A 24851-nucleotide genomic window follows, 5' to 3' on the forward strand; every position below is an offset into this window, starting at 1 on the left:
CCACCCTGGGCGGTCAGTTCGGGGTGGTTCGCGGCACTTTGGTGAAAACCTCAGCCGCCCGGGGGGTGGCACAGCGTGTCGGCGAGGAGCCCGGCGAGCTCCACGAGGTCGGTGCCGGCCAGGCGCGGGAGGGCGCAGCCGGACAGGGTGCGGCAGGCGTCCAGCCAGGGGGCGGGGATCGCGGCGCCGCCGCCGAGCGCCCCGGTGAGGGCTCCGGCGAGGGCGGGCGCCGAGTCCGCGACCCGGGACAGACAGGCGGCGGCCGGGACCGCCGCGGCCACGGTGCCGCGCGAGGCGAGGGTCAGGGCGAGGGCGACGGGGACGGTCTCGGCGGCGGCGATCCCGTAGCTGTAGACGTGGTCCACGATCTGGTGCTCCAGGAGCGGGACCAGGGCGAACGCGCCCGCGGTGTCGTCGGCGAAGTCGTGCGCGAGCTTGACGGCGTGGCGGGCGTTGCGGCCGATCTCGGTGTCGGGGGGGAGCTGGTCGAGGGCGGCGGCGACGGCGTCCTCGGTGGTGGCGCCGCCGAGCGCCGCCGCGACGGCGGCGGCGACGGCCCGGGCGCCGTGCACGCCGTCGCCGTCCTGGGTGTAGCGGGCGTCGAACTCGGCCAGGTCGGCGGCCTGGTGGGGCGCGCCCGGGTGGACCACGGCGAGGACGGCGGCGCGTACGCAGGCGGCGTCGTCGAAGTAGTGCGGGTTGTCGTGGCCGGTGGCGGGCGGGCGCAGACCGGTGGCGAGGTTGCCGAGGCCCGCCCGTACGGAGATGCGGGCGCGCAGCGGGAGCACCGCGGACTCGACCTCGGGGGCGCGCTCGGCGGCGGCGGCGACCTCGGCGGCGAGCAGGTTCCAGGCGCGGTCCACCGCGGCGCGGACGCGGCGGGCCGGAGTGAGGTGGGCGAGCAGCGGCTCGGCCGCGGTCAGGACGCTCTCGGCGGCGAACGCGGCCCACTCGGCGTCGTCCGAGGGGCCGAGCCGCAGGGGCTCGGGGGGCTGGTTGAGGGCGATGGGGACGGGGAGGGTGGTGGTGGCGTTCTGTTCGGCGAAGGTGTCGAGTTCGCGGGTGAGCCGCCGGGTCCACTCGGGCATACGGGCGGCACGGTGCCGCGCGGCGGGCCACCCCGCGGCGTCACCGGCGGCGAGCCCGAGGAGCAGGCCCTGGATACGGGTGCGCGCGGGAGAACCGGGCACCGCGAGCCCACCCTCGCGTACCGGTTCGCCGCGCCCGACCGTCGCGGTCCCGTCGGCGTGCGGCACCGGTTCACCCCGCCCGGTCGCCGCGGTCCCGCCGTCCGCCTCCCGCACCGGTTCGCCGCGCCCGACCGTCGCGGTCCCGTCGGCGTGCGGCACCGGTTCACCCCGCCCGGTCGCCGCGGTCCCGCCGTCCGCCTCCCGCACGGGGTCGCCCCGCCCGGTCGTCGCCGTCCCGCCGTCCGCCTCCCGCACGGGGTCGCAGCGCCCGGTCGTCGCCGTCCCGCCGTCCGCCTCCCGCGCGGGGCCCCCGCCCCCCGGCGCCCCGCCCCCGCCGGAGGCCTCCTCGTCCCGGTAGATCTCCATCACGCGGTCTCCTCCTCCGGGTCCGGTGTCAGCAGGTCCGCGATGTCCAGGACGTGGTGGCCGCGCATCTCGGGGAGGCAGCTGCCGCGGACCGGGCCGATGCGGCTGGACCAGGCGGCGGGGATCGCGGCGGCGCCGCCGTACGCCCCGGCCAGGGCGCCCGCCACCGCCGCCGTCGTGTCCGCGTCGCGGCCCATGTTCACGGCGGTCAGGACCGAGGCCGTGAAGTCGCCCCGGGCCGTGGCGAAGGCGCCGAAGGCGAGGGCCACCGCCTCGGGGGCCAGGTCGGTCCAGGGGTAGCCGCCGATCACCACCGCCGAGCGGACCGCGCGCTCGCCCTGGTGGGCCACGGCCACCGCGCGGCGCAGCGAGCGCGCGGTCCAGGAGTCCATCGGGATCACCGACAGGGCCGCGGCGATGACGGAGGTGAGGTCCGCGCCCGCCATCGCCACCGCGACACCGGCCGCCACCGCCTGGCCGCCGTAGATCCCCTCGCCCTCGTGGCTGACGCAGCCGTCGATCGCCACCAGCCGCGCCGCCTCCCTCGGCGCGCCCGCGGCGAAGACGCCGAAGGGGGCCGCCCGCATGGCGAGGCCGTCGCTCCAGGCGTGCCGGTGCTGGGCGGAGATGGGGGCGGCCAGGCCCCGGCGCAGGTTCTCCAGGGTGCCGCGCTCGCTGAAGCCCGCGCCGCGGAACGGGCCCTCGTCGCGGTCGGCGATCCAGTGGTGCCAGGCGTGTTCGACATGGGTGACGGTGAGCGCGGACCCGTGCCGGGCGAGCAGCAGCCCGGAGAAGATCGCGTACTCGGTGTCGTCGGTGCCCGCCGGGTCCTCGCGGACGAACCCCTCGATCCGGCCCCAGCGGCGCCGGATCTCCGAGGGTTTGAGGTTCTCGGCGGGAGCCCCGAGCGCGTCCCCGACCGCGAGGCCCAGCAGCGCGCCCCTGGCTCGCTCGCGGATGGCCTCGGCGGTACCCGGGCCGCTGGCGATCAACTCCATGGGAGGGCCTTTCGCGTCGCCTGATCCTTCGCTTGATCTCTGCCACACCGAACGACCCGGGAGTCCATCCGTCACACCAATGGCCACATGTGTGCATGCGCGGGCACGCATGAGCGAAACAGGGCTCTGACCTGGGTAAGTACGGCCTGCCTTGCTAGCGCGGGACTTACATCGCGCGTACTTTCGACACCGAAGAGGCGACGAGGGGAGCGGACGCACGGTCCGCCGCCGCAACGCAAGGGGAGAGCTGTGTCCGTCATCGACACCCGGGCCACGCTGCACGAGGCGCACCGGGACAACCACACCCACCGGGACGTCAACGGCGGCTGGCTGCGTCCGGCCGTCTTCGGCGCGATGGACGGGCTCGTCTCCAACCTCGCCCTGATGACCGGTGTCGCGGGCGGCGCCGTCTCGCAGCACACCATCATCGTCACCGGCCTCGCGGGGCTGGCCGCCGGGGCGTTCTCCATGGCGGCCGGCGAGTACACCTCGGTCGCCTCGCAGCGCGAGCTCGTCGAGGCCGAACTCGACGTGGAGCGCCAGCAGTTGCGCAGGCATCCGGTGGACGAGATGGAGGAGCTGGCCGAGCTCTACGTGTCGCGCGGCGTCGAGCCCGCGCTCGCCCGCGAGGTCGCCATGCAGCTCTCCCGCGACCCCGAGCAGGCGCTGGAGATCCACGCCCGCGAGGAGCTGGGCATAGACCCGGACGACCTGCCCTCGCCGCTCGTGGCCGCCGTCTCGTCCTTCGGCTCGTTCGCGCTGGGCGCGATCCTGCCCGTACTGCCGTATCTGCTCGGGGCGAGTGCCCTGTGGCCCGCCGTGCTGCTCGCGCTGGTCGGCCTCTTCGCCTGCGGCGCCGTGGTCGCCAAGGTCACCGCGCGCTCGTGGTGGTTCAGCGGGGTGCGCCAGCTCGCCCTCGGCGGCGCGGCCGCGGCCCTCACCTTCGGCCTCGGCTCGCTCTTCGGCACCGCGGTCGGCTGACCGGGCGGCCGGTTTCCCGGCCCGCCCGCCGCCCGCTCCCCGCAAGGCCCGTCCGGACGTCTCCCCGTCCGGGCGGGCCTTCGCCGTGCGCGCGGACGCGTCGCGGGTCACCATGTGACCTACGTCCTGCTCGGGAACGGCCCGAGGCCCGTAGGATGCGGGACTATGCAGGGCGCCACATAAGTAATCGTTACTCCACGGTTTCGTGGCTTCCGTGGACGGGCATAGGCCGTACACACTCCGCCGCCGCAGGCAATGAAGCCTGCCCCGGACGGCACGGCGAGCGCCGCTGAGTGTCCGCATGCTGGAATGGGCTATCCGGTTCCCGAGATCCGACCCATCATGTAACCTGCACGAAATTTCGCAGAGGGCCAACGTCGTCCCTCGGCACTCAACATGCCACGACGACGACGGGAGAGCCGATGCGTTCCGACGCCTGGTCGCCCATGGACGGTCGACCCGCCCCGCAGGGGCTGTACGACCCCCGTAACGAACACGACGCCTGCGGAGTCGGGTTCGTGGCCACCCTGACCGGTGAGGCCAGCCATGAGCTGGTCGAGCAGGCGCTGACCGTACTGCGCAATCTCGAACACCGTGGCGCCACCGGCTCCGAGCCGGACTCCGGCGACGGCGCCGGCATCCTGCTCCAGGTCCCGGACGCGTTCCTGCGCGAGGCCGCCCCCTTCGAACTGCCCGAGGCCGGTGCGTACGCCGTCGGCATCGCCTTCCTGCCCGTCGAGGACAGCGCCGCCGCCGTGGCGCGGATCGAGGCCATCGCCGCCGAGGAGGACCTGCACGTCCTCGGCTGGCGCGAGGTGCCCGTCACGCCCGAGCTGCTCGGCAACGGCGCCCGCGCCACCATGCCCGCCTTCCGCCAGCTCTTCGTGGCCGACGGAAGCAGCACCGGCATCGCCCTGGACCGCAAGGCCTTCGTGCTGCGCAAGCGCGCCGAGCGCGAGGCCGGGGTGTACTTCCCCTCGCTCTCCGCCCGGACGATCGTCTACAAGGGCATGCTCACCACCGGGCAGCTGGAGCCGTTCTTCCCCGACCTCTCCGACCGCCGGTTCGCCACCGCCGTCGCGCTGGTCCACTCGCGCTTCTCGACGAACACCTTCCCCTCCTGGCCGCTCGCCCACCCGTACCGCTTCGTCGCCCACAACGGCGAGATCAACACGGTCAAGGGCAACCGCAACTGGATGGTGGCCCGCGAGTCGCAGCTCGTCACCGAGGTGTTCGGCGGCGACGGCAGGGACCTCGCGCGGATCTTCCCCGTCTGTACGCCGGACGCCTCCGACTCCGCCTCCTTCGACGAGGTGCTCGAACTCCTCCACCTCGGCGGCCGCTCGCTGCCGCACTCGGTGCTGATGATGGTTCCCGAGGCGTGGGAGAACCACGACTCGATGGACCCGGCCCGGCGCGCCTTCTACCAGTACCACTCCACGATGATGGAGCCCTGGGACGGCCCGGCCTGTGTCACCTTCACCGACGGCGTCCAGGTCGGGGCGGTCCTGGACCGCAACGGTCTGCGCCCCGGCCGCTACTGGGTCACCGACGACGGTCTGGTCGTGCTCTCCTCCGAGGTCGGCGTCCTCGACATCGACCCCGCCAAGGTGGTCCGCAAGGGCCGCCTCCAGCCCGGCAAGATGTTCCTCGTCGACACCGCCGAGCACCGGATCATCGAGGACGACGAGATCAAGGCGGCGCTGGCCGCCGAGGCCCCGTACGCCGAGTGGCTGGAGGCCGGCGAGATCGAGCTGGAGGACCTGCCCGAGCGCGAGCACATCGTGCACACGCACGCCTCGGTCACCCGCCGCCAGCAGACCTTCGGCTACACCGAGGAAGAGCTGCGCGTCATCCTCGCGCCGATGGCCCGCACCGGCGGCGAGCCGCTCGGCTCGATGGGCACGGACTCCCCGATCGCGGCCCTCTCCGAGCGCCCCCGGCTGCTCTTCGACTACTTCACCCAGCTGTTCGCGCAGGTCACCAACCCGCCGCTGGACGCCATCCGCGAGGAGCTCGTCACCTCGCTGCGCTCCTCGCTGGGACCGCAGGGCAACCTGCTCGACCCGACCGCCGCGTCCTGCCGCTCCGTCACCCTGCCGTTCCCGGTGATCGACAACGACGAGCTGGCCAAGCTGATACACATCAACGCCGACGGCGACATGCCGGGGATGAAGGCCGCCACGCTCTCCGGCCTCTACCGCGTCTCCGGCGGCGGCGCGGCCCTCGCCGAGCGCATCGAGGCCATCCGGGCCGAGGCCGACGCCGCCATCGAGAACGGCGCCCGCCTCATCGTCCTGTCCGACCGGCACTCCGACGCCGAGCACGCGCCGATCCCGTCGCTGCTGCTCACGTCGGCCGTCCACCACCACCTCATCCGCACCAAGCAGCGCACCCAGGTGGGGCTCCTCGTCGAGGCCGGTGACGTCCGCGAGGTGCACCACGTCGCCCTGCTCATCGGCTACGGCGCCGCCGCCGTCAACCCGTACCTGGCGATGGAGTCCGTCGAGGACCTGGTCCGCGCGGGCACCTTCATCGAGGGCCTGGAGCCCGAGCAGGCCATCCGCAACCTCATCCACGCCCTCGGCAAGGGCGTCCTGAAGGTCATGTCCAAGATGGGCATCTCGACCGTCGCCTCCTACCGGGGCGCCCAGGTCTTCGAGGCCGTCGGCCTCGCCGAGGAGTTCGTCGGCACGTACTTCAGCGGCACCGCCAGCAAGATCGGCGGCGCCGGGATCGACGTCATCGCCAAGGAGGTCGCCGCCCGGCACGCCAAGGCCTACCCCGTCTCCGGCATCGCGGCCACCCACCGCGCGCTGGAGATCGGCGGCGAGTACCAGTGGCGCCGCGAGGGCGAGCCGCACCTGTTCGACCCGGAGACGGTCTTCCGTCTCCAGCACGCCACCCGCGGGCGCCGGTACGACATCTTCAAGAAGTACACCGAGCGCGTGAACGAGCAGTCCGAGCGCCTGATGACGCTGCGCGGGCTCTTCGGCTTCTCCTCCGACCGCCCCTCGATCCCCCTCGACGAGGTCGAGCCGGTCTCGGAGATCGTCAAGCGCTTCTCCACCGGCGCCATGTCGTACGGCTCGATCTCGCGCGAGGCGCACGAGACGCTCGCCATCGCCATGAACCAGCTGGGCGGCAAGTCCAACACCGGTGAGGGCGGCGAGGACGCGGACCGCCTCTACGACCCGGCGCGCCGCTCCTCCATCAAGCAGGTCGCCTCCGGCCGCTTCGGCGTCACCAGTGAGTACCTGGTCAACGCGGACGACATCCAGATCAAGATGGCCCAGGGCGCCAAGCCCGGCGAGGGCGGCCAGCTGCCCGGCCACAAGGTCTACCCGTGGGTCGCCAAGACCCGGCACTCCACCCCGGGTGTCGGTCTGATCTCGCCGCCGCCGCACCACGACATCTACTCCATCGAGGACCTGGCGCAGCTGATCCACGACCTCAAGAACGCCAACCCGGCCGCGCGCATCCATGTGAAGCTCGTGTCCGAGGTCGGTGTCGGCACGGTCGCCGCCGGTGTCTCCAAGGCGCACGCGGACGTCGTCCTCATCTCCGGCCACGACGGCGGAACGGGCGCCTCCCCGCTGACCTCCCTGAAGCACGCGGGCGGCCCCTGGGAGCTCGGCCTCGCCGAGACCCAGCAGACGCTGCTGCTCAACGGCCTGCGCGACCGGATCGTGGTGCAGACCGACGGCCAGCTCAAGACCGGCCGCGACGTCGTCATCGCGGCGCTGCTCGGCGCCGAGGAGTTCGGTTTCGCGACCGCCCCGCTCGTCGTCTCCGGCTGCGTCATGATGCGCGTCTGCCACCTGGACACCTGCCCGGTGGGCATCGCCACCCAGAACCCGGTGCTGCGGGACCGCTTCTCCGGCAAGCCCGAGTTCGTCGTCAACTTCTTCGAGTTCATCGCCGAGGAGGTCCGCGAGCTCCTCGCCGAGCTGGGCTTCCGCACGATCGAGGAGGCCGTCGGCCACGCCGAGCTGCTGGACACCAGCCGCGCGGTGCGGCACTGGAAGACCCAGGGCCTCGACCTGGACGCGCTCTTCCACGTGCCCGAGCTGCCCGAGGGCGCCGTGCGCCACGCGGTGACCGCCCAGGACCACGGTCTGGAGAAGGCGCTCGACAACGAGCTCATCGAGCTCGCCGCCGACGCGCTGGGCGCGGCCACCGCCGAGGACGCCCGGCCGGTCCGCGCGCAGGTCGCGATCCGCAACATCAACCGGACCGTCGGCACCATGCTCGGCCACGAGGTGACGCGGAAGTTCGGCGGCGCGGGCCTGCCCGACGACACCATCGACATCACCTTCACCGGCTCGGCGGGCCAGTCCTTCGGCGCCTTCGTGCCCCGGGGCGTCACCCTGCGCCTGGAGGGCGACGCCAACGACTACGTCGGCAAGGGCCTCTCCGGCGGCCGGGTGATCGTCCGCCCCGACCGGGGCGCCGACCACCTCGCCGAGTACTCCACCATCGCGGGCAACACCATCGCGTACGGCGCGACCGGCGGCGAGCTGTTCCTGCGCGGCCGCACCGGCGAGCGGTTCTGCGTCCGCAACTCCGGCGCCTTGGTGGTCTCGGAGGGCGTGGGCGACCACGGCTGCGAGTACATGACCGGCGGCCACGCGGTGGTCCTGGGCGAGACCGGACGCAACTTCGCGGCCGGCATGTCCGGCGGTGTCGCGTACGTGATCGACCTCGACCCCCACCACGTCAACGCCGGCAACCTGGCCGCGGTCGAGGCCCTCACCGAGGCCGACGAGCGGTGGCTGCACGACGTCGTGCGCCGCCACCAGGAGGAGACCGGCTCCACGGTCGCCGAGAAGCTGCTCGCCGACTGGCCCGCCGCCGTACAGCGCTTCAGCAAGATCATCCCGTCCACGTACAAGGCAGTGCTCGCCGCCAAGGAAGCCGCTGAGCTCGCCGGTCTCTCCGAGCAGGAGACCACCGAGAAGATGATGGAGGCGGCGACCCATGGCTGACCCCAAGGGCTTTCTCACCACCGGTCGCGAGGTCGCGCCGACCCGCCCCGTGGCCGAGCGCGTCAAGGACTGGAACGAGGTCTACGTTCCCGGCTCGCTGCTGCCGATCATCAGCAAGCAGGCCGGGCGCTGCATGGACTGCGGCATCCCGTTCTGCCACAACGGCTGTCCGCTGGGGAACCTGATCCCCGAGTGGAACGACTACGCCTACCGCGAGGACTGGTCGGCGGCGTCCGAGCGGCTGCACGCCACCAACAACTTCCCGGAGTTCACCGGGCGGCTGTGCCCGGCCCCCTGCGAGTCGGCGTGCGTGCTCGGCATCAACCAGCCGGCCGTCACCATCAAGAACGTCGAAGTCTCCATCATCGACAAGGCGTGGGACAGCGGCGACGTCACCCCGCAGCCCCCGGAGCGGCTGTCCGGCAAGACCGTCGCGGTCATCGGCTCGGGCCCGGCGGGCCTGGCCGCCGCCCAGCAGCTGACCCGGGCCGGCCACACGGTGGCGGTGTACGAGCGCGCCGACCGCATCGGCGGTCTGCTGCGCTACGGCATCCCCGAGTTCAAGATGGAGAAGGTGCACATCAACCGCCGCATCGAGCAGATGCGCGCGGAGGGCACCAAGTTCCGCACCGAGGTCGAGATCGGCCGTGACATCGACGCGGCGAAGCTGCGCAAGCGCTACGACGCGGTCGTCATCGCGGCCGGCGCCACGGTCTCGCGCGACCTGCCGGTCCCCGGCCGCGAGCTGAACGGCATCCACTTCGCCATGGAGTACCTGCCGCTGGCGAACAAGGTGCAGGAGGGTGACTTCGTGGCGCCCCCGCTGACCGCGGAGGGCAAGCACGTCGTCGTGATCGGCGGCGGCGACACCGGCGCGGACTGCGTGGGCACCGCCCACCGCCAGGGCGCGGCGTCGGTCACCCAGCTGGAGATCATGCCGCGGCCGGGCGAGGAGCGGAACGCCAACCAGCCCTGGCCGACCTTCCCGATGCTCTACAAGGTCACCTCGGCCCACGAGGAGGGCGGCGAGCGGGTCTACTCCGTCTCCACCACCCACTTCGAGGGCGACGAGGACGGCAACGTCCAGTTCCTGCACCTGACCGAGGTCGAGTTCATCGACGGCAGGCTCACCCCGAAGCCCGGCACCGAGCGGAAGATTCCCGCCCAGCTGGTCACCCTCGCCATGGGCTTCACCGGCACCGACCAGTCCAACGGCCTGGTGGCGCAGTTCGGCCTGGAGCTCGACGAGCGCGGCAACATCGCCCGCGACGCGGACTTCGCGACGAACGTCGACGGAGTGTACGTGGCCGGTGACGCCGGGCGCGGGCAGTCTCTGATCGTGTGGGCGATCGCGGAGGGCCGTTCGGCAGCACGTGGTGTGGACCGGTACCTTACGGGGAGGAGCGAACTGCCCGCCCCGATCCGTCCGACGGACCGGGCCCTGACGGTCTGATTCCCTCCACCCCAAAACGTTCCGTACAACGGTGTACGGGCTGCGCCGGACCGGGGAACACCCCCGGCCCCCCGCAGCGTGGCGCCTGCCCCACTGTCCCCGACCGGACGACTGGGCGGGCGCCGCGGCGCGTCACCGCTGCCCGCCCTCGGCCCGCAGCCCCCGGAACTCCACCCGGGCGTCCTCCGTGTACGCGCCCAGGGCGCCCCGGAGATAGGGGCGTTCGGTGTCGGTGAAGTCGGCGAGGCCCTCCGTGTCCACGGCCACCCGGAGCCGGCCGCCCCGCTGCTCGACCCGGACCGTGTACCAGGCGCCGACCGGGAAGGCCCGCTCGCCGGTGGCCAGGAAGCGCTGGCCGCCGGGGTAGGCGGGATCGCGTTTGCCCAGCTCCCAGCCGTTGGGCTTGAGGGTGATGTAGTAGAAGTGCTCCGGGTCGGTGTACGCCCAGATCAGCCAGGCCACCTCCCAGGTGTTCGGCGCGGGCGTGCGCAACTGCGCGACCGTGCGCATCCGGGCCTCGTAGCTCACGTCCCCGTACACCGCGCGGCTCACCACCAGGCCCGCGTGGGTGGCGCCGGGGTCGGTGGCCGCCCTCGGCGCCAGCTCCAGGGCGTCGTCGTCCCCCGTGTTGACGCCGTGGCCGTTGAACACCGACTGCCAGCGGCCGTGCGCCGTGCCGTCGGCCCACGGCTCGCGCGGCGCCGGGCCCCGGTCGCCCACGCACCTGCTCAGGCCGAAGGTCCCGGCCGCCAGCAGCGCGGCGGCCAGGACCAGGGCGGTGACTCGGCGTCTGCGGCCGCCGCGCCCGGCCGGTGGGACCGGGCGCCGCAGCCGGGGGGCTGTCGTCATGCCGTCGAGTATGGCCCCGCTCCGCCGCCCGCGGGGGGCACGGGAAGAAGAGGGTCGGCGGCGCACGGGACCTCGGCCGCGAAGTCCTCCGCGAGCTGGGTGACGATCCGGGCGGTGGCGCCGCCGTCGCCGTAGGGGTTGCCCGCCGTCGCCATCCGCCGGTACGCCACGGGGTCGTCCAGGAGCGCCGCCGCCGCGCCCACGATCATCTCCGGATCGGTGCCGATGAGCCGGGCCGCGCCCACCTCCACCGCCTCCGGCCGTTCGGTGGTGGTCCGCAGCACCAGGGCGGGCTTGCCCAGGCTCGGGGCCTCCTCCTGGATGCCGCCGGAGTCGGTCAGGACGAGGTCGCAGCCCGCGAGCGTGGCGGTGAAGTCCGGGTAGTCCAGCGGCTCGACCAGGGTGATGCCGGCCCGGCCGGTGAGCGGCAGCAGCGCGTCGCGCACCGCCGGGCTCTTGTGCAGCGGGATCACGATCTCCACGTCGCCGCGTTCGGCGAGCCGCCCCAGCGCCCGGCCCATCGCCCGCATCCGGGGCCCCTGGTTCTCCCGGCGGTGCAGGGTGACCAGGACCCGCCGCCGGGCGGTGCGGAACGCGCAGGTCCCGATCCCCTCGGCGAGCGCCCACTGGAGGTTGTCGATGACGGTGTTGCCGGTGGTGAAGATCTGGCCCGCCGCGATGCCCTCCTCCCGGAGGTGCCGGGCGGCGCGCTCGGTGGGGGCGAAGTGCCAGCGGGCGATCCGCCCGATCAGGCAGCGGTTGAGCTCCTCGGGGAAGGGGTTGTCCAGCACCCCGGTGCGCAGCCCCGCCTCCACGTGCGCCACCGGGACGCGCTCGTAGAACGCGGCCAGCGCCCCGGCCAGCGCGGTCGTGGTGTCGCCCTGGACCACCACGAGGTCGGGCCGCTCCCTGCGCAGCAGCTGGCCGAGCCCCTCCACCAGACGGGACGTCAGATCGGAGAGCTGCTGGCGGTTGCGCATGACGTCGAGGGCGTAGCGGACGTCGACGCCCAGCAGCCCCAGCATCTGGTGGAGCATCTCGCGGTGCTGGCCGGTGGTCACGACGACCGGCTCGAACTCCGTACCTGCGGCCAGCGCCCGGGCCAGCGGCGCCAGCTTGATCGCTTCGGGCCGGGTGCCGAGCACCAGCATGGCGCGCACGGGCACGCCGGATGAGAACGCGGACATGGGTCCCCCCTAGGACATTGACGAGCACGATGAAAGAGAGCGAGAGAGACGAGGAGAAGGCCGGGAGGCGTTACGGGGTCCGGCCCCGTCCACCTCCGCGCCGCTCAGGTGCGGGCGGTCTTCAGCCAGGTGCGCTTGCCGGTCGCCATCCGCCACAGCCCCCACCAGCCGGCCGCGAACCAGATGTAGCCGTAGAACACGAAGACGTGGGCGACCAGCACCGACCGCACCAGACCGAGGTCCCGCTCCCGCTTGGCGTAGACGAATCCGTACGCGTACGCCGCGGTGAAGGAGAGCAGGTACGGGCCGAGCAGCCACATCGGTGACACCAGCGCCCGGCCCGCCTCGACGGAGGCGAGCGCCGTGCCGCCGAGGGCGACCAGGAAGGACAGCGGCAGCAGCGAGGTGAGCAGGATCAGCACCGGGCTGGAGAGGTGGTAGAGCAGATCGAGCGCGGGGCGCGTCGGGACCTCCCGCAGGATGAGCGGGACGAGGCCGGCCGACTGGAGGTGGCCCTGGAACCAGCGGGACCGCTGCCGTACCAGGCGCCGCAGCGAGAGCACGGCCTGCTGGGAGACCGAGGCCGTGGTGCAGTGCTGGGTGACCCAGCCCCGGGCGATCAGCCGTACGCCGAGGTCCAGGTCCTCGGTGAGGCTGTCGCTCCAGGGGCCGCCGGGCCCCAGGGTGTGGAGCGCCGACAGCCGCATGAACTGTCCGTTGCCGCCCATGCCGACGCTGCCGATGAAGCGGCGCGCGCTCTGGAAGACGTCGCCGTAGACCACGAACTCCATGTCCTGGAGGCGGGCGAGCAGTCCGGTGGTCCGGTTGTACATCCGCACGCAGATCTGCGCGGCGCCGGTGCGGGGATCGTCGAAGAACGGGTCGACGGCCTGCACGACATGGCCGTCCAGGCGCCCGTCCGCGTCGACCACGCAGACGATGACGTCGTCCGGGTGGTGCCCGTCGAGCACCCCGGAGCCGGTGAGGAACCGTATGCCGTCGTTGAGCGCGGCGCCCTTGCCGCGCCGGGCGTCGGGCAGTTCGCGCCGGTGCAGCAGGACCCGGTCGCCCGCGGCCCGGGCGATGTCGGAGGTGCGGTCGTCGGAGGCGTCGTCGATGACGAGCGCCAGGAAATTCCCGGCCGGCAGGCCCGTGATCCGCGCAAGGCTTTCGGCCAGTACCTGCTCTTCGTTGAGGCAGGCGAGGAGGAATACATAGAGCCGCTCTTTGCGCGGCCCTTTCCGGCGGGGTGCGCGGCGTCTGGAGAGAACGAAGAGGCCGGTGTTGTAGCAGCCCGCCATCAGGATGATGGAAATGCTGGACCAGAGGAGCAGTTCGAGAATCATGTGCGCCCCCGGTGCCCGTGGGACTGGCCCGCACCGGCTGTTTTCGAATTCTTCCGCCACCTCATTCGAATTCTGATCGATATGAGGACGCAGGCGGTGAGGCAGTAGAGAGCGAAGCCGGCACCCGCCGTGGCCTGCAGAGCTTTGGCCAAAGGCAGGCCCGGTACGGCCTCGGGCGCGGCCGCCATCCCGGCCAGGGGCAGCACTGTGCCCCAGGCTGGCTTTCCGTACATGGGTCCCCCCCATTTGTTCACGCAGCAGGTCATGTCTCTGCGCGAGATGGCGAACGTAGCAGACCCGGACACCCTCGTGAGGGGTGATGTTAAAACTTCATGGATCGTTTTTTACCGAGCCCGGACGGCCGCGTTCCGGGGCCCCTTCGCCTATTGACAGGCTTTGTGGTCCGCCAGAAGAATCGTGGCCCTAATTCGGCCATGTTTCATCGGCCCCGGGGGAAAACGGGCCGGGGTGGCCGTTTTTCAGGGAAGAGGGGGAAAGCGGATCATGAAATCCGTGAGAAGAACGTCCGGTGGGCGCCGTCGGCGCGGGCTGTCCCTGGTCCCGCTGCTGATCGCCGCCCTGCTGGGCACGGGTGTGGTGGCCTCCGCCGCCGGACCGGACGGCAGGCCGCCGCGCTCCGAGCCGCTGAGCCCGGCCGCGAGCCTGGGCAGGGCGGGGCTGGGGGACTGGGCCAGGGCCCAGCTCGCGGCGGACGCGCAGCGCCGTGCGGCGCCGCGCGCAGCGCCGACCCCGGTCCTGGGCGCGGTGACGGACACCGTACGGAAACTGCTGTCGCTCGCCGCGCCCGACACCACCTCCACGCTGGTGCTCTACGACGACGCGGGTCCGTACGGCTACCTCGGTGAGCTGTACGCCATGGCGGCGGCGAACCTCGGCGGCCACTTCGGCAGCGTCACGGCCAAGCCCGTGCAGCAGTACACCGCGGGCATGCTCGGCCAGTACACGGCGACGGTCTACCTGGGCTCCACCTACTACGGCGGCGGCATCCCCGACGCCGTGCCGGCCGCGTTCTACCAGGACGTCCTGGCCGGTACGAAACCGGTGACCTGGGTCGGGGACAACATCTGGAACATGGGCAACGCGGTGGGGGTGCCGCAGTTCACCCAGAAGTACGGCTGGGACCCGACCACGTCCTACTTCACGGACGCGAACGGATCGGTCGGCAACGTCAGCCAGGTCACCTACGGCGGACAGGCCCTGACCCGCAAGATCCCGGCGGGCCAGGACGGCGGCGTACTGCGCCCGAACATCCTCACCGGGGCCGGGTATCCGGCGGTCACCCGGGTCGCGGAGGCGCTGGACGCGTCGACCGGGACGAGCTTCCCGTGGGCCGTCCGGTCCGCGAACCTCACGTACATCGGTGAACTCCCGTTCAGCTACGTTTCCGAAAGCGACCGGGTGATCGCGTACGAGGACATGCTGTTCGACGCCCTCGCCCCCGGGACCGCCGCCCGGCACCGGGCCATGTTCCGCCTGGAGGACATCAGCCCCGACTCCGACCCCGCGCAGCTGCGGGCCATGGCGGACTACCTCTACAGCCAGCACATCCCGTACGGCATCAACGTCATCCCCGTCTACACGGACCCGAAGGGCGTCTACAGCAACGGCGTCGCGCAGACCGTGACGCTGGCGCAGCGCCCGCAGGTGGTCTCGGCGCTGAAGTACATGCTGGCGCGCGGCGCCGTGCTGATGGAGCACGGCTACACCCACCAGTACGGCACCACCGACAACCCGTACACCGCGGTGACCGGCGACGACTTCGAGTTCTACCGGGCGCACGTGGACGCGTCCGACAACGTCGTCCACGACGGGCCGGTCGCGCAGGACTCCACGGCCTGGGCGCAGTCCCGGGTGAACTCCGGCCTCGCCGGTTTCGCCCTGGCCGGCCTGCCGCGCCCGCAGCTGTGGACGACCCCGCACTACGCGGGCTCCGCCACCGACTACCGCGTCTTCGCCCAGAACTACTCGGCCCGGCTGGAGCGGTCGCTCTACTTCGCCGGGACGCTCACCGGCGGCGCGGCGGACCCGAACCGGTTCATCGGCCAGTTCTTCCCGTACGTCGTCAACGACGTGTACGGAACGAAGGTGCTTCCCGAGAACATCGGGAACTATGAACCCGTGGCACAGAACAACCACCCCGCGCGGTTCCCCGCGGACCTCGTCGCGTCGGCCAGGGCCAACCTGGCGGTCCGGGACGGCTTCGCGAGCTTCTTCTACCACCCCTACTATCCGGTCCAGCCGCTGAAGGACACGATCGACGGCATCAAGGCCCTCGGTTACACCTTCGTCAGCCCCGCGGCCCTGTGAGCGGCATGACGAAGAAGGCGGTCGCGGCCCTGGCCGCGGCCGCCGCCCTCGTGCTCACCGGCTGCTCGGGGGAGGAGGGCGGCGGCGGTGCGCAGCCGAGCGGATCCGGGTCGCGGCCCGGCTCAGCCGGGGACGGGCGGGTGCGGGGGATGACCCTGCCGTCGTGGTCGGCGGACGACTACGACAGCCCGCGCGCCGAGGCGTATCTGCGCGACATCGCGCACACCGGGGCGCGCTGGGTCGTCTTCACGCCCACGTGGTACCAGCGCACCACCCGGGACAGCGAGCAGCACCCCACCGAGGAGACCGCGAGCGACGCGAGCCTGCGCCGGATCACCGCCCTCGCCCACCGGGCCGGGCTCCAGGTGATGCTGAAGCCGCACGTCGACCTGGTGGACGGCGGCGACCGGGCCGGGATCCGCCCCGCCGACCGGGCGGCCTGGTTCACCGCGTACGAGAAGTTCATCACCCACTACGCGGCGCTCGCGCACGAGACGGGGACCGAGCGGTTCGTGGTCGGCACCGAACTCGCGGGGGTGTCCGCCGACGCGGCGCCCTGGCGCCGGGTGATCGCGGCGGTCCGCGCCCGCTACCGGCAGCCGCTGACGTACGCGGCCAACTACGACGAGTACGCCCGGGTCCCCTTCTGGCCGGAGCTGGACGTCATCGGCATCGACGCCTACTGGCCGCTCGGCGAGGCCCCCACGGCGGACGCGGCACGGCTGGGCCGGGCCTGGCAGCCGGTCGCCGAGGAGCTGGCGGCCTTCTCCGGCCGGCAGCACCGCAAGATCCTCTTCACCGAGGCGGGCTACACCAGCCAGCGCGGCTCGACCACGGCCCCCTACTCGTGGACGGTCAGCAAGCGCGCGGCCCCCGACGAACAGGCCGCCGGATACCGGGCACTGCTGGACACCTTCACCGGCCGGGACTGGTGGGCCGGGGTGTGCTGGTGGATGTGGGACGACTGGCCGGACAGCGGGGAGACCCCGGCGCGGCTCGCCTACACCCCGCACGGCAAGCCGGCGGAGGAGGTGCTGCGCGCGCACTGGGCGGCCTCGCAGGACGGCTCCGACGGCTCTTCCGGCTAGGAGCGCGCCCCGCGCCCGCCTTGCGGCACGGGATCGCGATCATCGCGACCCCGGAGAAATCCGGACAGTGGATGTCGGGTATCCAGGGTTTGCTGGGCGCATGGCACCGCAGACATTCAGCTGGACGGACTTCGAAGCGGCCGAGGCGCGGTTCGCCGACGCCGTGCGCGAGCGTTTCCTTCTCTACAAGCACCACGTCCTCGCGACCCTGCGCGCGGACGGCAGCCCCCGGGTCACCGGCCTGGAGGTCGAGATCCGGGTCGGCGAGCTGTGGCTCGGGATGATGCCCAACTCCCGCAAGGCGTACGACCTGCGGCGCGATCCGCGCTTCGCGGTCCAGGCCAATCCGGGGCCGGACGCGGAGATGGCCGACGGGGACGTCCGGATCAGCGGGCGGGCGGTCGAGGTCCTCGACGCGCGGGAGCGCGCCCGGTACGCGCACGAGGTGCACCCGCCCGAGCCGTTCCTCCTCTTCCGCGCGGAACTCACCGAGGTGGTCCACACCGGCATCGACAAGGAGACCGAGGAGATCGTGCTGCGCGTGTGGCGGCCGGGCGCCGCCCTGCGCACCATCCGCCGGGGCGGCGGGACGGAGCCGCCGCGCGAGAGCGCGTAAGCGCTCCGCTGGGAGGGCGGGTTTTCGCCTGCGGGGCGTGGTGGGTTGCTCGCGCAGTTCCCCGCGCCCCTTTGGGTCCGGAGTTCGTGTGCGGGGCGTGGTGGGTTGCTCGCGCAGTTCCCCGCGCCCCTCGGAATGCCGCTGCGCGGCAATCCCCCTGGGCGACCCCGGAGGGGCGCGCTTCCAGGGGCGCGGGGAACCGCGCGGCCAGCCCCCCGCCGGGCCGCAGGCGAACGGGACTGTCAGGAGTAAGCCCTCACCGGCCCGCGGGCGAACGGGACTGCTAACGGTAAGCCGCCAGTACCTCCGCCCGGCACTGAGCCGGTGTGCCCCACGCGTCCCGCAGCGGGCGGGCCCTGCGCAGCCAGAGGGAGAGGTCCAGCTCCTCGGTGTAGCCGATCGCGCCGTGGAGCTGGAGCGCGGCGCGGGCCGCCGTGTACGCGGCCTCGCCCGCCGCAGCCTTCGCCGCCGCGAGATCGCCGGGGGCGAGGGTGAGCGCCGCCCCGTACACCAGGGGCCGGGCGAACTCCACCGCCAGCAGCGTGTCCGCGAGACGGTGCTTGACCGCCTGGAACGAGCCGATGGGCACCCCGAACTGGACGCGTTGGCGGACGTACGCGACGGTCCGGCGCAGCAGCTCCTCGGCCACCCCGACCGCCTGCGCCGCCGCCGCGAGCCGCGCCCAGCGCACCGCGCACCCGACCGCCTCGTCCAGGACGGGACCGGCGGCGAGGAGCTCCCCACCGGGGCCGGGCCGCGCGAGCCGGCGGGCGGGGTCGAGGGACGCGTGGAGGGGGCCGTGGCCGGGGGCGAGCCGCAGCTCGGCCGCCCCGCCGGGGCCCGCCGCCACCACCAGCACCGCGTCCGCCCCGTCCGGGTCCAGCACCCACCCCCCGCCCTCCGGCACGGCCAGCGTCACCACGGCCTCGCCCGCCAGCACCCCCGGCAGCAGGCGCTCGGCCGGACCCGGGACGCCCGCGTCCGCGAGACGGCCGAGCAGGGCCGTCGCCGCCGCCGTCTCCACCAGCGGCCCCGGCACCGCGTGGCGGCCCAGCTCCCGGTGGGCCATGGCCAGCTCCGGCGGCAGGCGGCCCGCCCCGCCGTACGCCTCCGGAGCCGCCAGCGCGAACACCCCGGCCCCGGCCAGCCGCCGCCACAGCGCCCGGCCGGGGCCGTGGTCCCCGGCCGCCCAGGACCGTACGGCCTTCGAGGTGTCGCAGGCGGTCAGGAGCGCGTCCAGGGAGCGGGTGAAGTCGCGCTGCTCGGTGGTCGGCAGGAACCTCATCGGGGACGGCCCTTCGGGAGGCCGAGCAGGCGCTCGGCGACGATGTCGCGCTGGATCTCGTTGGTGCCGGCGTACACCGGCCCGGCCAGCGCGAAGACGTACCCCTGCGCCCAGCCGCCCGGCCCCTCCGCCAACTCGCCCTCCGGGCCCAGGAGTTCCAGCGCGCTCTCGTGCAGCGCGATGTCGTACTCGGACCAGAACAGCTTGTTCAGGCTCGACTCCGCGCCCATCGCCCCGCCCGCCGCGAAGCGCGACGCGGCCGCGCAGGTGAACAGCTGGTACGCCCGCGCCCCGATCACCGCGTCCGCGACCCGGTCGCGCAGCCCCCGGTCCTCGCCCCGCTCGCGCCACAGCCGCACCAGCCGGTCGGCGGCGGCCAGGAAGCGGCCGGGGGAGCGCAGGGTGAGCCCGCGCTCGTTGCCGGTCGTGGACATCGCGATGCGCCAGCCCTGCCCCGGCTCCCCGATCACGTCCTCGTCGGGGACGAACACCTCGTCCAGGAACAGCTCCGCGAACGCCGGCTTGCCGTCGAGCCGTCCGATCGGGCGGACGGTCACCCCCGGCGCCCGCAGGTCGAACATCAGATACGTCAGGCCCCGGTGCGGCCGGTCCGCCGCCGCATCCGTACGGAAGACGCCGAAGGCGCGGTCGGCGAACGCGGCCCGCGAGGACCACGTTTTCTGGCCCGACAGCAGCCAGCCCCCTTCCGTGCGCACGGCCCGCGATCGCAGCGAGGCGAGGTCGGAGCCGGCCTCCGGCTCCGACCAGGCCTGCGCCCACACCACCGCCCCGCTCGCCATGTCGGGCAGCACCCGGGCCCGCTGCTCCTCGCTGCCGTGGTCGAAGAGCGTCGGCGCGAGCAGGCTGATGCCGTTCTGGGAGACCCGGCCGGGCGCGCCCGCCGCCCAGTACTCCTCCTCGAAGGCCAGCCACCGGAAGAGGTCGGCGCCCCGGCCCCCGAACCGCTCGGGCCAGGAGACGGCCGACCACCGCCCCGCGTACAGCTCGGCCTCCCACCGCCGGTGTGCGGCGAAGCCCTCGGCCGTCTCCAGCGAGGGCAGCGGCGCGGCCGGCACGTGCGCCGCGAGCCACTCGCGCGCCTCGGCGCGGAAGGCGTCCTCCCCGGCCGTGCGGTCCAAGTCCATTGCGGGGCCCGCCCCTTCGCCACTGATGTTCCCTAACAAGTGTTTGGTAGGTTAGCCTGCGGGCGTGACCGACAACAAGGTTCCGTATGTGCCCGGACACGGCCTGCTCGACGGCCGCACCGCCGTCGTCACCGCCGCCGCCGGGGCCGGAATCGGCGGCGCGACCGCCCGCCGCTTCCTGGAGGAGGGCGCGCGGGTGCTGGTCAGCGACGCGCACACGCGCCGGCTGGGCGAGACGCACGAGGCGCTCGCGGCCGAGTTCGGCGCCGGGGCGGTGGCCGCGCTGCCCTGCGACGTCACCGACGACTCCCAGGTGCGCGCGCTCTTCGCCGAGGCCGTACGGATCCACGGCCGCCTCGACGTCGTCGTCAACAACGCGGGCCTCGGCGGCACGGCCGAACTCGCCGACATGGCCGACGAGCAGTGGGACCGCGTCCTCGACGTCACCCTCAACGGCACCTTCCGCTGCACCAGGGCCGCCCTGCGCGCCTACCGGGCCGCCGGCCGCGGCGGCGTCATCGTCAACAACGCCTCCGTCGTCGGCTGGCGCGCCCAGGCCGGGCAGGCCCACTACGCCGCCGCCAAGGCGGGCGTCATGGCGCTCACCCGCTGCGCGGCGATCGAGGCGGCCGCGTACGGAGTACGGGTCAACGCGGTCTCGCCGTCCCTCGCCCTCCACCCCCACCTCGCCAAGGTCACCTCCGCCGCCCTCCTCGACGAGCTCGCCGCGCGCGAGGCCTTCGCACGGCACGCCGAGCCCTGGGAGGTGGCCAACGTCATCGTCTTCCTGGCCAGCGACTACTCCTCGTACATGACCGGGGAATCCGTCGCCGTCAGCAGTCAGCGCGCCTAGCGGACGGGACCACAATGGACCCGTGCCGAACAACAAGAAGCAGCAGGTGACCGCCGTGCCCGAGCGGCGCGCGGAACTCCTCGCCACCGCGGCCGAGGTGTTCGCCGCCCAGGGCTACAACGCCACCACCGTCCGCAGGATCGCCGACGAGGCGGGCCTGCTCGCGGGCAGTCTCTACTACCACTTCGATTCCAAGGAATCGATGCTGGACGAGATCCTCTCCACCTTCCTCGACCAGCTGTGGGAGGGGTACGACGCCGTGCTCGCGGCCGGACTCGGGCCGCGCGAGACCATCGAGGCCCTGGTCACCGAGTCCTTCCGGGAGATCGACCGGCACCGGGCCGCCGTCGCGATCTACCAGAAGGAGTCCAGGCACCTCACCGAGCTGCCCCGGTTCGCCTATCTGACCGACTCCCAGCGCCGCTTCGAGCAGGCGTGGCTGGGGACCCTGGAGCGAGGGGTCGCGGCCGGGGCGTTCCGGGCGGACCTGGACGTCCGCCTCACCTACCGGTTCGTCCGCGACACGGTCTGGGTGGCCGCGTCCTGGTACCGGCCCGGCGGACAGCACAGCCCCGAGGAGATCGCCCGCCAGTACCTGTCGATGGTGCTGGACGGGATCGCCGTACGCGAGTGATCCGCCGACACGTCAAGGGAGTTGGGGACATGGCCGAGGCATACGTGGTCGAAGCGGTACGCACCCCGGTGGGCCGGCGCGGGGGCGGCCTCGCCGGGGTCCACCCGGCCGACCTGGGGGCGCACGTGCTCACCGCGCTCGTCGAGCGCAGCGGGATCGACCCCGCCGCCGTCGACGACGTCGTCTTCGGCTGCCTGGACGCGGTCGGGCCGCAGGCCGGGGACATCGCCCGCACCGCGTGGCTGGCGGCCGGGCTGCCGCAAGAGGTGCCGGGCGTCACCGTCGACCGCCAGTGCGGCTCCTCCCAGCAGGCCGTGCACTTCGCCGCGCAGGCCGTGCTCTCCGGCACCCAGGACCTGGTGGTGGCGGGCGGCACCCAGAACATGTCGATGATCCCGATCGCCTTCGCCTCCCGGCAGGCGGCCGAGCCGCTGGGGCTGACCGAGGGCCCGTTCGCCGGCTCGGCCGGCTGGCGCGCGCGGTACGGGGACCGGCCGGTCAACCAGTTCCACGGCGCCGAGCTGATCGCCCGCGACTGGGGGATCAGCCGCGAGGACCAGGAGGAGTTCGCGCTGCGCTCGCACCGGCGCGCGGTCCGCGCCCTCGACGAGGGCCGCTTCCTCCGCGAGACCGTGCCGTACGGACAGGTCCGCGCCGACGAGGGGCCGCGCCGGGACACCGGCGCCGAGAAGATGGCCGCGCTGAAGCCGGTCGTCGAGGGCGGCACGATCACCGCCGCCTGCTCCTCCCAGGTCTCCGACGGCGCCGCCGCGATGCTCCTGGCGAGCGAGCGGGCCGTACGCGAGCACGGGCTCACCCCGCGCGCCCGGATCCACCACCTCTCGGTGCGCGGCGAGGACCCCATCCGGATGCTCTCGGCCCCCATCCCCGCGACGGCGCACGCGCTGCGCAGGACGGGCCTGACGATCGACGCGATCGACCTGGTCGAGATCAACGAGGCCTTCGCGCCGGTGGTGCTCGCCTGGCTGAAGGAGACCGGCGCGGACCCGGACCGGGTCAACGTCAACGGGGGCGCCATCGCGCTCGGCCACCCTTTGGGGGCCACCGGCGTACGGCTGATGACGACGCTGCTGCACGAGCTGGAGCGCACCGGCGGCCGCTACGGGCTCCAGACGATGTGCGAGGGCGGCGGCCAGGCCAACGTGACCGTGATCGAACGGCTGTGAACTGCGGCGGGAGCGCGGCGGGGGAGTGGCGCGGACCACACGGGCGCCCCTTCCCCGGGCCGGGTGACGTGGTAGAGTTTTCCCTGTTGCAGTTTTGGTACCCATAGACTTTATGTGCGCCTGACGGGAATGTTCCTCAGGCGCATTATTGTTTTACCGGCTTTCTCCGGATGGGGCCCCTACCTATTCAGGAGAATGACATGGCTACTGGCACCGTGAAGTGGTTCAACTCGGAAAAGGGCTTCGGCTTCATCGAGCAGGACGGCGGCGGCCCGGACGTCTTCGCCCACTACTCGAACATCGCCTCCTCCGGCTTCCGTGAGCTCCTGGAGGGCCAGAAGGTCTCCTTCGACGTCACCCAGGGCCAGAAGGGCCTGCAGGCGGAGAACATCCAGCCCGTCTGATCTTCGGCGAATCCCGAGCCGGGACCCGCACCGCGCAGGTGCGGGTCCCGGCTTGCGTGCTGTCCGTCCCCCGGGCCCAGGAAGGCAACCCCGTATGACGCGTTCGACCCCCCGCAAGCGCTCCAGCTCCAGCTCCGCCAAGCCCGCCGCGAACTCCGCGCGCGGCCGGACCGTGCAGCCGCAGGGTGAATTCACGCTGCCGGAGACGGTCACGCCCGCGCTGCCCGCGGTGGCGGCGTTCGCCGACCTCGACATGCCCGCGGCGCTCCTCAAGACGCTGGCCGCGCAGGGGGTGACCGAGCCGTTCCCGATCCAGGCCGCGACGCTGCCGAACTCGCTCGCGGGGCGCGACATCCTCGGCCGGGGCCGCACCGGCTCGGGCAAGACCCTCGCCTTCGGCCTCGCCCTCCTCGCCCGGACGGCGGGCCGGCGCGCCGAGCCGAAGGCGCCGCTCGCCATGGTGCTCGTACCGACGCGTGAGCTGGCCCAGCAGGTCACCGACGCGCTCACCCCGTACGCCACCGCCGTCAACCTGCGGCTGACCACGGTCGTGGGCGGGCTCTCGCTCACCAAGCAGGCGAACGCGCTGCGGCGCGGCGCCGAGGTGCTCGTGGCGACCCCCGGCCGCCTCAAGGACCTCATAGAGCGCGGCGACTGCGTGCTCGGCCAGGTGGCCGTCACGGTCCTCGACGAGGCCGACCAGATGGCCGACATGGGCTTCATGCCGCAGGTCACGGCGCTGCTGAAGCAGGTCGAGCCGGGCGGTCAGCGGATGCTGTTCTCCGCCACCCTGGACAAGAACATCGACCGTCTGGTCCGGATGTTCCTCACCGACCCGGTCGTCCACTCCGTCGACCCGTCGGCGGGCGCGGTGACGACGATGGAGCACCACCTCCTCTACATCCAGGACGAGACCGACAAGAAGGCTGTCACCGCGCGGATCGCCGCGCGCGACGGCCGGGTGATCATGTTCCTGGACACCAAGCGCTCGGTGGACCGGCTGGTCAAGCGGCTGCTCGCGAGCGGCGTACGGGCGGCGGGCCTGCACGGCGGCCGCTCCCAGCCGCAGCGCAACCGCACCCTGGACCAGTTCAAGAACGGCCAGGTCACCGCGCTGGTGGCGACGAACGTGGCGGCCCGCGGCATCCACGTCGACGACCTCGACCTGGTCGTCAACGTCGACCCGCCGACGGACCACAAGGACTACCTCCACCGCGGCGGGCGCACGGCCCGCGCGGGCGAGTCGGGCAGTGTCGTCACGCTGGTCCTGCCGGAGCAGAAGCGCGAGATGTCCCGCCTGATGACGTTCGCGGGGATCCGTCCGCAGACGGCGGCGGTGAAGTCGAGCGACGAGGAGCTGGTACGGGTCACGGGCGCGCGCGAGCCGTCCGGCGTCCCGGTCGTGGTCGAGGTCCCGGCCCAGCCGCAGCCGGCCGCCCGTCCGCGCACGCGGGGCGCGCGCTCGGGCGCCCGCACGCCGTCGGCCCGCGGGACGCAGTCCCAGGGTGGTTCCCGTGCGGGGCAGTCCCAGGGTGCCTCCCGTGCGGGACAGCCCCAGGGTGCCCGTGCCGGGCAGGCCCAGGGCACGCGGTCGGGGCAGCCCCAGGGTGCCCGTGCCGGGCAGGGCGGTGGCGGTGCTCGCCGTGGCCGACCCCAGCAGGGCGGTCGGCGCGGCGCGTCCGCGTAGCGGGGTTTTCCCCACCCCACCCCTTCCCTGAAGCCCTCTGGCGGGCGGCCGGGGGGCGGAGGCGGTTTGCCGGGGGCTCCGCCCCCGGGCCCCCTTCTACGGGGCCTGCGGCCCTGCGTCCGGCTGCCGGGCCTGCGGGCCGCCTGACCCCCGCTTTCATCCGCGGACCGTGCTGGGTTGCTCGCGCAGTTCCCCGCGCCCCTAGGTATGTAGGGGCGCGGGGAACTGCGCGATCAGCCCCCCACCGGCCTGCGGACGAACACCCC

Annotated in this window: 18 protein-coding genes; 11 read left to right on the forward strand and 7 right to left on the reverse strand. The window is 73.2% G+C overall.

Translation table 11 applies throughout. The annotated features are described in order from the left end of the window. Positions 1 to 50: 50 nt before the first annotated feature. On the reverse strand, positions 51 to 1556 hold the full coding sequence (locus AC069K_RS15250) for an ADP-ribosylglycohydrolase family protein (RefSeq protein ID WP_478616072.1): 1506 nt from the start codon (positions 1554 to 1556) through the stop codon (positions 51 to 53). Further along, on the reverse strand, positions 1556 to 2554 hold the full coding sequence (locus AC069K_RS15255; RefSeq protein ID WP_358990427.1) for an ADP-ribosylglycohydrolase family protein: 999 nt from the start codon (positions 2552 to 2554) through the stop codon (positions 1556 to 1558). The genes AC069K_RS15250 and AC069K_RS15255 overlap by 1 nt, the downstream gene beginning before the upstream one ends. A gap of 249 nt (positions 2555 to 2803) precedes the next feature. Between AC069K_RS15255 and AC069K_RS15260 the strand changes: the two genes are divergently transcribed. The 3 genes from AC069K_RS15260 to AC069K_RS15270 all read left to right on the forward strand — a co-directional run bounded on the left by AC069K_RS15260 (position 2804) and on the right by AC069K_RS15270 (position 9976). Continuing rightward, complete coding sequence (locus AC069K_RS15260) at positions 2804 to 3535, forward strand: VIT1/CCC1 transporter family protein (RefSeq protein ID WP_358834111.1); 732 nt, start codon at positions 2804 to 2806, stop codon at positions 3533 to 3535. Positions 3536 to 3957: 422 nt separating this feature from the next. Next, on the forward strand, positions 3958 to 8523 hold the full coding sequence (gene gltB, locus AC069K_RS15265; protein WP_478616077.1) for a glutamate synthase large subunit: 4566 nt from the start codon (positions 3958 to 3960) through the stop codon (positions 8521 to 8523). Further along, positions 8516 to 9976: a glutamate synthase subunit beta gene (locus tag AC069K_RS15270; RefSeq protein WP_358834113.1), complete on the forward strand. Its 1461-nt coding sequence runs from the start codon at positions 8516 to 8518 to the stop codon at positions 9974 to 9976. Before gltB ends, AC069K_RS15270 begins: the two co-directional genes overlap by 8 nt. A 132-nt stretch (positions 9977 to 10108) precedes the next feature. Here the strand turns inward: AC069K_RS15270 and AC069K_RS15275 are convergent, their stop codons facing one another. From AC069K_RS15275 to AC069K_RS15285, 3 genes are all read right to left on the reverse strand, one after another. After that, complete coding sequence (locus AC069K_RS15275; protein ID WP_478616081.1) at positions 10109 to 10825, reverse strand: 3-keto-alpha-glucoside-1,2-lyase-like domain-containing protein; 717 nt, start codon at positions 10823 to 10825, stop codon at positions 10109 to 10111. Then, on the reverse strand, positions 10822 to 12012 hold the full coding sequence (wecB, locus tag AC069K_RS15280; protein ID WP_478616084.1) for a non-hydrolyzing UDP-N-acetylglucosamine 2-epimerase: 1191 nt from the start codon (positions 12010 to 12012) through the stop codon (positions 10822 to 10824). The genes AC069K_RS15275 and wecB overlap by 4 nt, the downstream gene beginning before the upstream one ends. Positions 12013 to 12116: 104 nt before the next feature. Further along, positions 12117 to 13358, reverse strand: coding sequence for a glycosyltransferase family 2 protein (locus AC069K_RS15285; protein WP_478616086.1), 1242 nt, complete (start codon positions 13356 to 13358; stop codon positions 12117 to 12119). 504 nt (positions 13359 to 13862) lie between these two features. On the opposite strand from AC069K_RS15285, the gene AC069K_RS15290 reads away from it, so the two are divergent. The 3 genes from AC069K_RS15290 to AC069K_RS15300 all read left to right on the forward strand — a co-directional run bounded on the left by AC069K_RS15290 (position 13863) and on the right by AC069K_RS15300 (position 17390). Next, positions 13863 to 15686: a DUF2334 domain-containing protein gene (locus AC069K_RS15290; RefSeq protein WP_478616089.1), complete on the forward strand. Its 1824-nt coding sequence runs from the start codon at positions 13863 to 13865 to the stop codon at positions 15684 to 15686. A gap of 5 nt (positions 15687 to 15691) precedes the next feature. Continuing rightward, on the forward strand, positions 15692 to 16774 hold the full coding sequence (locus tag AC069K_RS15295; protein WP_478616092.1) for a glycoside hydrolase family 113: 1083 nt from the start codon (positions 15692 to 15694) through the stop codon (positions 16772 to 16774). Between the two features lie 100 nt (positions 16775 to 16874). Next, positions 16875 to 17390: a pyridoxamine 5'-phosphate oxidase family protein gene (locus tag AC069K_RS15300; RefSeq protein ID WP_365107215.1), complete on the forward strand. Its 516-nt coding sequence runs from the start codon at positions 16875 to 16877 to the stop codon at positions 17388 to 17390. Positions 17391 to 17673: 283 nt separating this feature from the next. Here AC069K_RS15300 and AC069K_RS15305 read toward each other — a convergent pair whose 3' ends face one another. After that, positions 17674 to 18675: an acyl-CoA dehydrogenase family protein gene (locus tag AC069K_RS15305; RefSeq protein WP_478616097.1), complete on the reverse strand. Its 1002-nt coding sequence runs from the start codon at positions 18673 to 18675 to the stop codon at positions 17674 to 17676. Further along, on the reverse strand, positions 18672 to 19820 hold the full coding sequence (locus AC069K_RS15310; RefSeq protein WP_478616100.1) for an acyl-CoA dehydrogenase family protein: 1149 nt from the start codon (positions 19818 to 19820) through the stop codon (positions 18672 to 18674). Before AC069K_RS15310 ends, AC069K_RS15305 begins: the two co-directional genes overlap by 4 nt. A 64-nt stretch (positions 19821 to 19884) precedes the next feature. On the opposite strand from AC069K_RS15310, the gene AC069K_RS15315 reads away from it, so the two are divergent. From AC069K_RS15315 to AC069K_RS15335, 5 genes are all read left to right on the forward strand, one after another. Beyond that, entirely contained in the window at positions 19885 to 20673 is a 789-nt protein-coding gene (locus AC069K_RS15315) for an SDR family oxidoreductase (RefSeq protein WP_365107224.1), read from the forward strand. A 22-nt stretch (positions 20674 to 20695) separates the two neighbouring features. Continuing rightward, positions 20696 to 21307: a TetR/AcrR family transcriptional regulator gene (locus tag AC069K_RS15320; protein WP_365107226.1), complete on the forward strand. Its 612-nt coding sequence runs from the start codon at positions 20696 to 20698 to the stop codon at positions 21305 to 21307. Between the two features lie 29 nt (positions 21308 to 21336). Continuing rightward, positions 21337 to 22494 carry an acetyl-CoA C-acetyltransferase gene (locus AC069K_RS15325; RefSeq protein ID WP_365107229.1) on the forward strand — a complete coding sequence of 386 codons (1158 nt, stop codon included), beginning with the start codon at positions 21337 to 21339 and terminating at the stop codon, positions 22492 to 22494. A gap of 200 nt (positions 22495 to 22694) precedes the next feature. Then, the gene (locus AC069K_RS15330) at positions 22695 to 22898 is read left to right on the forward strand and encodes a cold-shock protein (protein WP_358834125.1); all 204 of its coding nucleotides are present in this window, start codon (positions 22695 to 22697) and stop codon (positions 22896 to 22898) included. A gap of 94 nt (positions 22899 to 22992) precedes the next feature. Then, positions 22993 to 24585: a DEAD/DEAH box helicase gene (locus AC069K_RS15335; protein ID WP_365107232.1), complete on the forward strand. Its 1593-nt coding sequence runs from the start codon at positions 22993 to 22995 to the stop codon at positions 24583 to 24585. Positions 24586 to 24851 lie beyond the last annotated feature (266 nt).

Source organism: Streptomyces sp. NPDC043908 (assembly GCF_056435525.1).

What these genes read in the sequence shown, in the direction of transcription:
- wecB (WP_478616084.1), bottom strand. Translation starts at nt 12,012, where the DNA reads ATGTCCGCGTTCTCATCCGGCGTGCCCGTGCGCGCCATGCTGGTGCTC.
- AC069K_RS15325 (WP_365107229.1), top strand. Translation starts at nt 21,337, where the DNA reads ATGGCCGAGGCATACGTGGTCGAAGCGGTACGCACCCCGGTGGGCCGG.
- AC069K_RS15305 (WP_478616097.1), bottom strand. Translation starts at nt 18,675, where the DNA reads ATGAGGTTCCTGCCGACCACCGAGCAGCGCGACTTCACCCGCTCCCTG.
- AC069K_RS15300 (WP_365107215.1), top strand. Translation starts at nt 16,875, where the DNA reads ATGGCACCGCAGACATTCAGCTGGACGGACTTCGAAGCGGCCGAGGCG.
- AC069K_RS15310 (WP_478616100.1), bottom strand. Translation starts at nt 19,820, where the DNA reads ATGGACTTGGACCGCACGGCCGGGGAGGACGCCTTCCGCGCCGAGGCG.
- AC069K_RS15330 (WP_358834125.1), top strand. Translation starts at nt 22,695, where the DNA reads ATGGCTACTGGCACCGTGAAGTGGTTCAACTCGGAAAAGGGCTTCGGC.
- gltB (WP_478616077.1), top strand. Translation starts at nt 3,958, where the DNA reads ATGCGTTCCGACGCCTGGTCGCCCATGGACGGTCGACCCGCCCCGCAG.
- AC069K_RS15275 (WP_478616081.1), bottom strand. Translation starts at nt 10,825, where the DNA reads ATGACGACAGCCCCCCGGCTGCGGCGCCCGGTCCCACCGGCCGGGCGC.
- AC069K_RS15295 (WP_478616092.1), top strand. Translation starts at nt 15,692, where the DNA reads ATGACGAAGAAGGCGGTCGCGGCCCTGGCCGCGGCCGCCGCCCTCGTG.
- AC069K_RS15285 (WP_478616086.1), bottom strand. Translation starts at nt 13,358, where the DNA reads ATGATTCTCGAACTGCTCCTCTGGTCCAGCATTTCCATCATCCTGATG.
- AC069K_RS15290 (WP_478616089.1), top strand. Translation starts at nt 13,863, where the DNA reads ATGAAATCCGTGAGAAGAACGTCCGGTGGGCGCCGTCGGCGCGGGCTG.
- AC069K_RS15250 (WP_478616072.1), bottom strand. Translation starts at nt 1,556, where the DNA reads ATGGAGATCTACCGGGACGAGGAGGCCTCCGGCGGGGGCGGGGCGCCG.
- AC069K_RS15270 (WP_358834113.1), top strand. Translation starts at nt 8,516, where the DNA reads ATGGCTGACCCCAAGGGCTTTCTCACCACCGGTCGCGAGGTCGCGCCG.
- AC069K_RS15335 (WP_365107232.1), top strand. Translation starts at nt 22,993, where the DNA reads ATGACGCGTTCGACCCCCCGCAAGCGCTCCAGCTCCAGCTCCGCCAAG.
- AC069K_RS15255 (WP_358990427.1), bottom strand. Translation starts at nt 2,554, where the DNA reads ATGGAGTTGATCGCCAGCGGCCCGGGTACCGCCGAGGCCATCCGCGAG.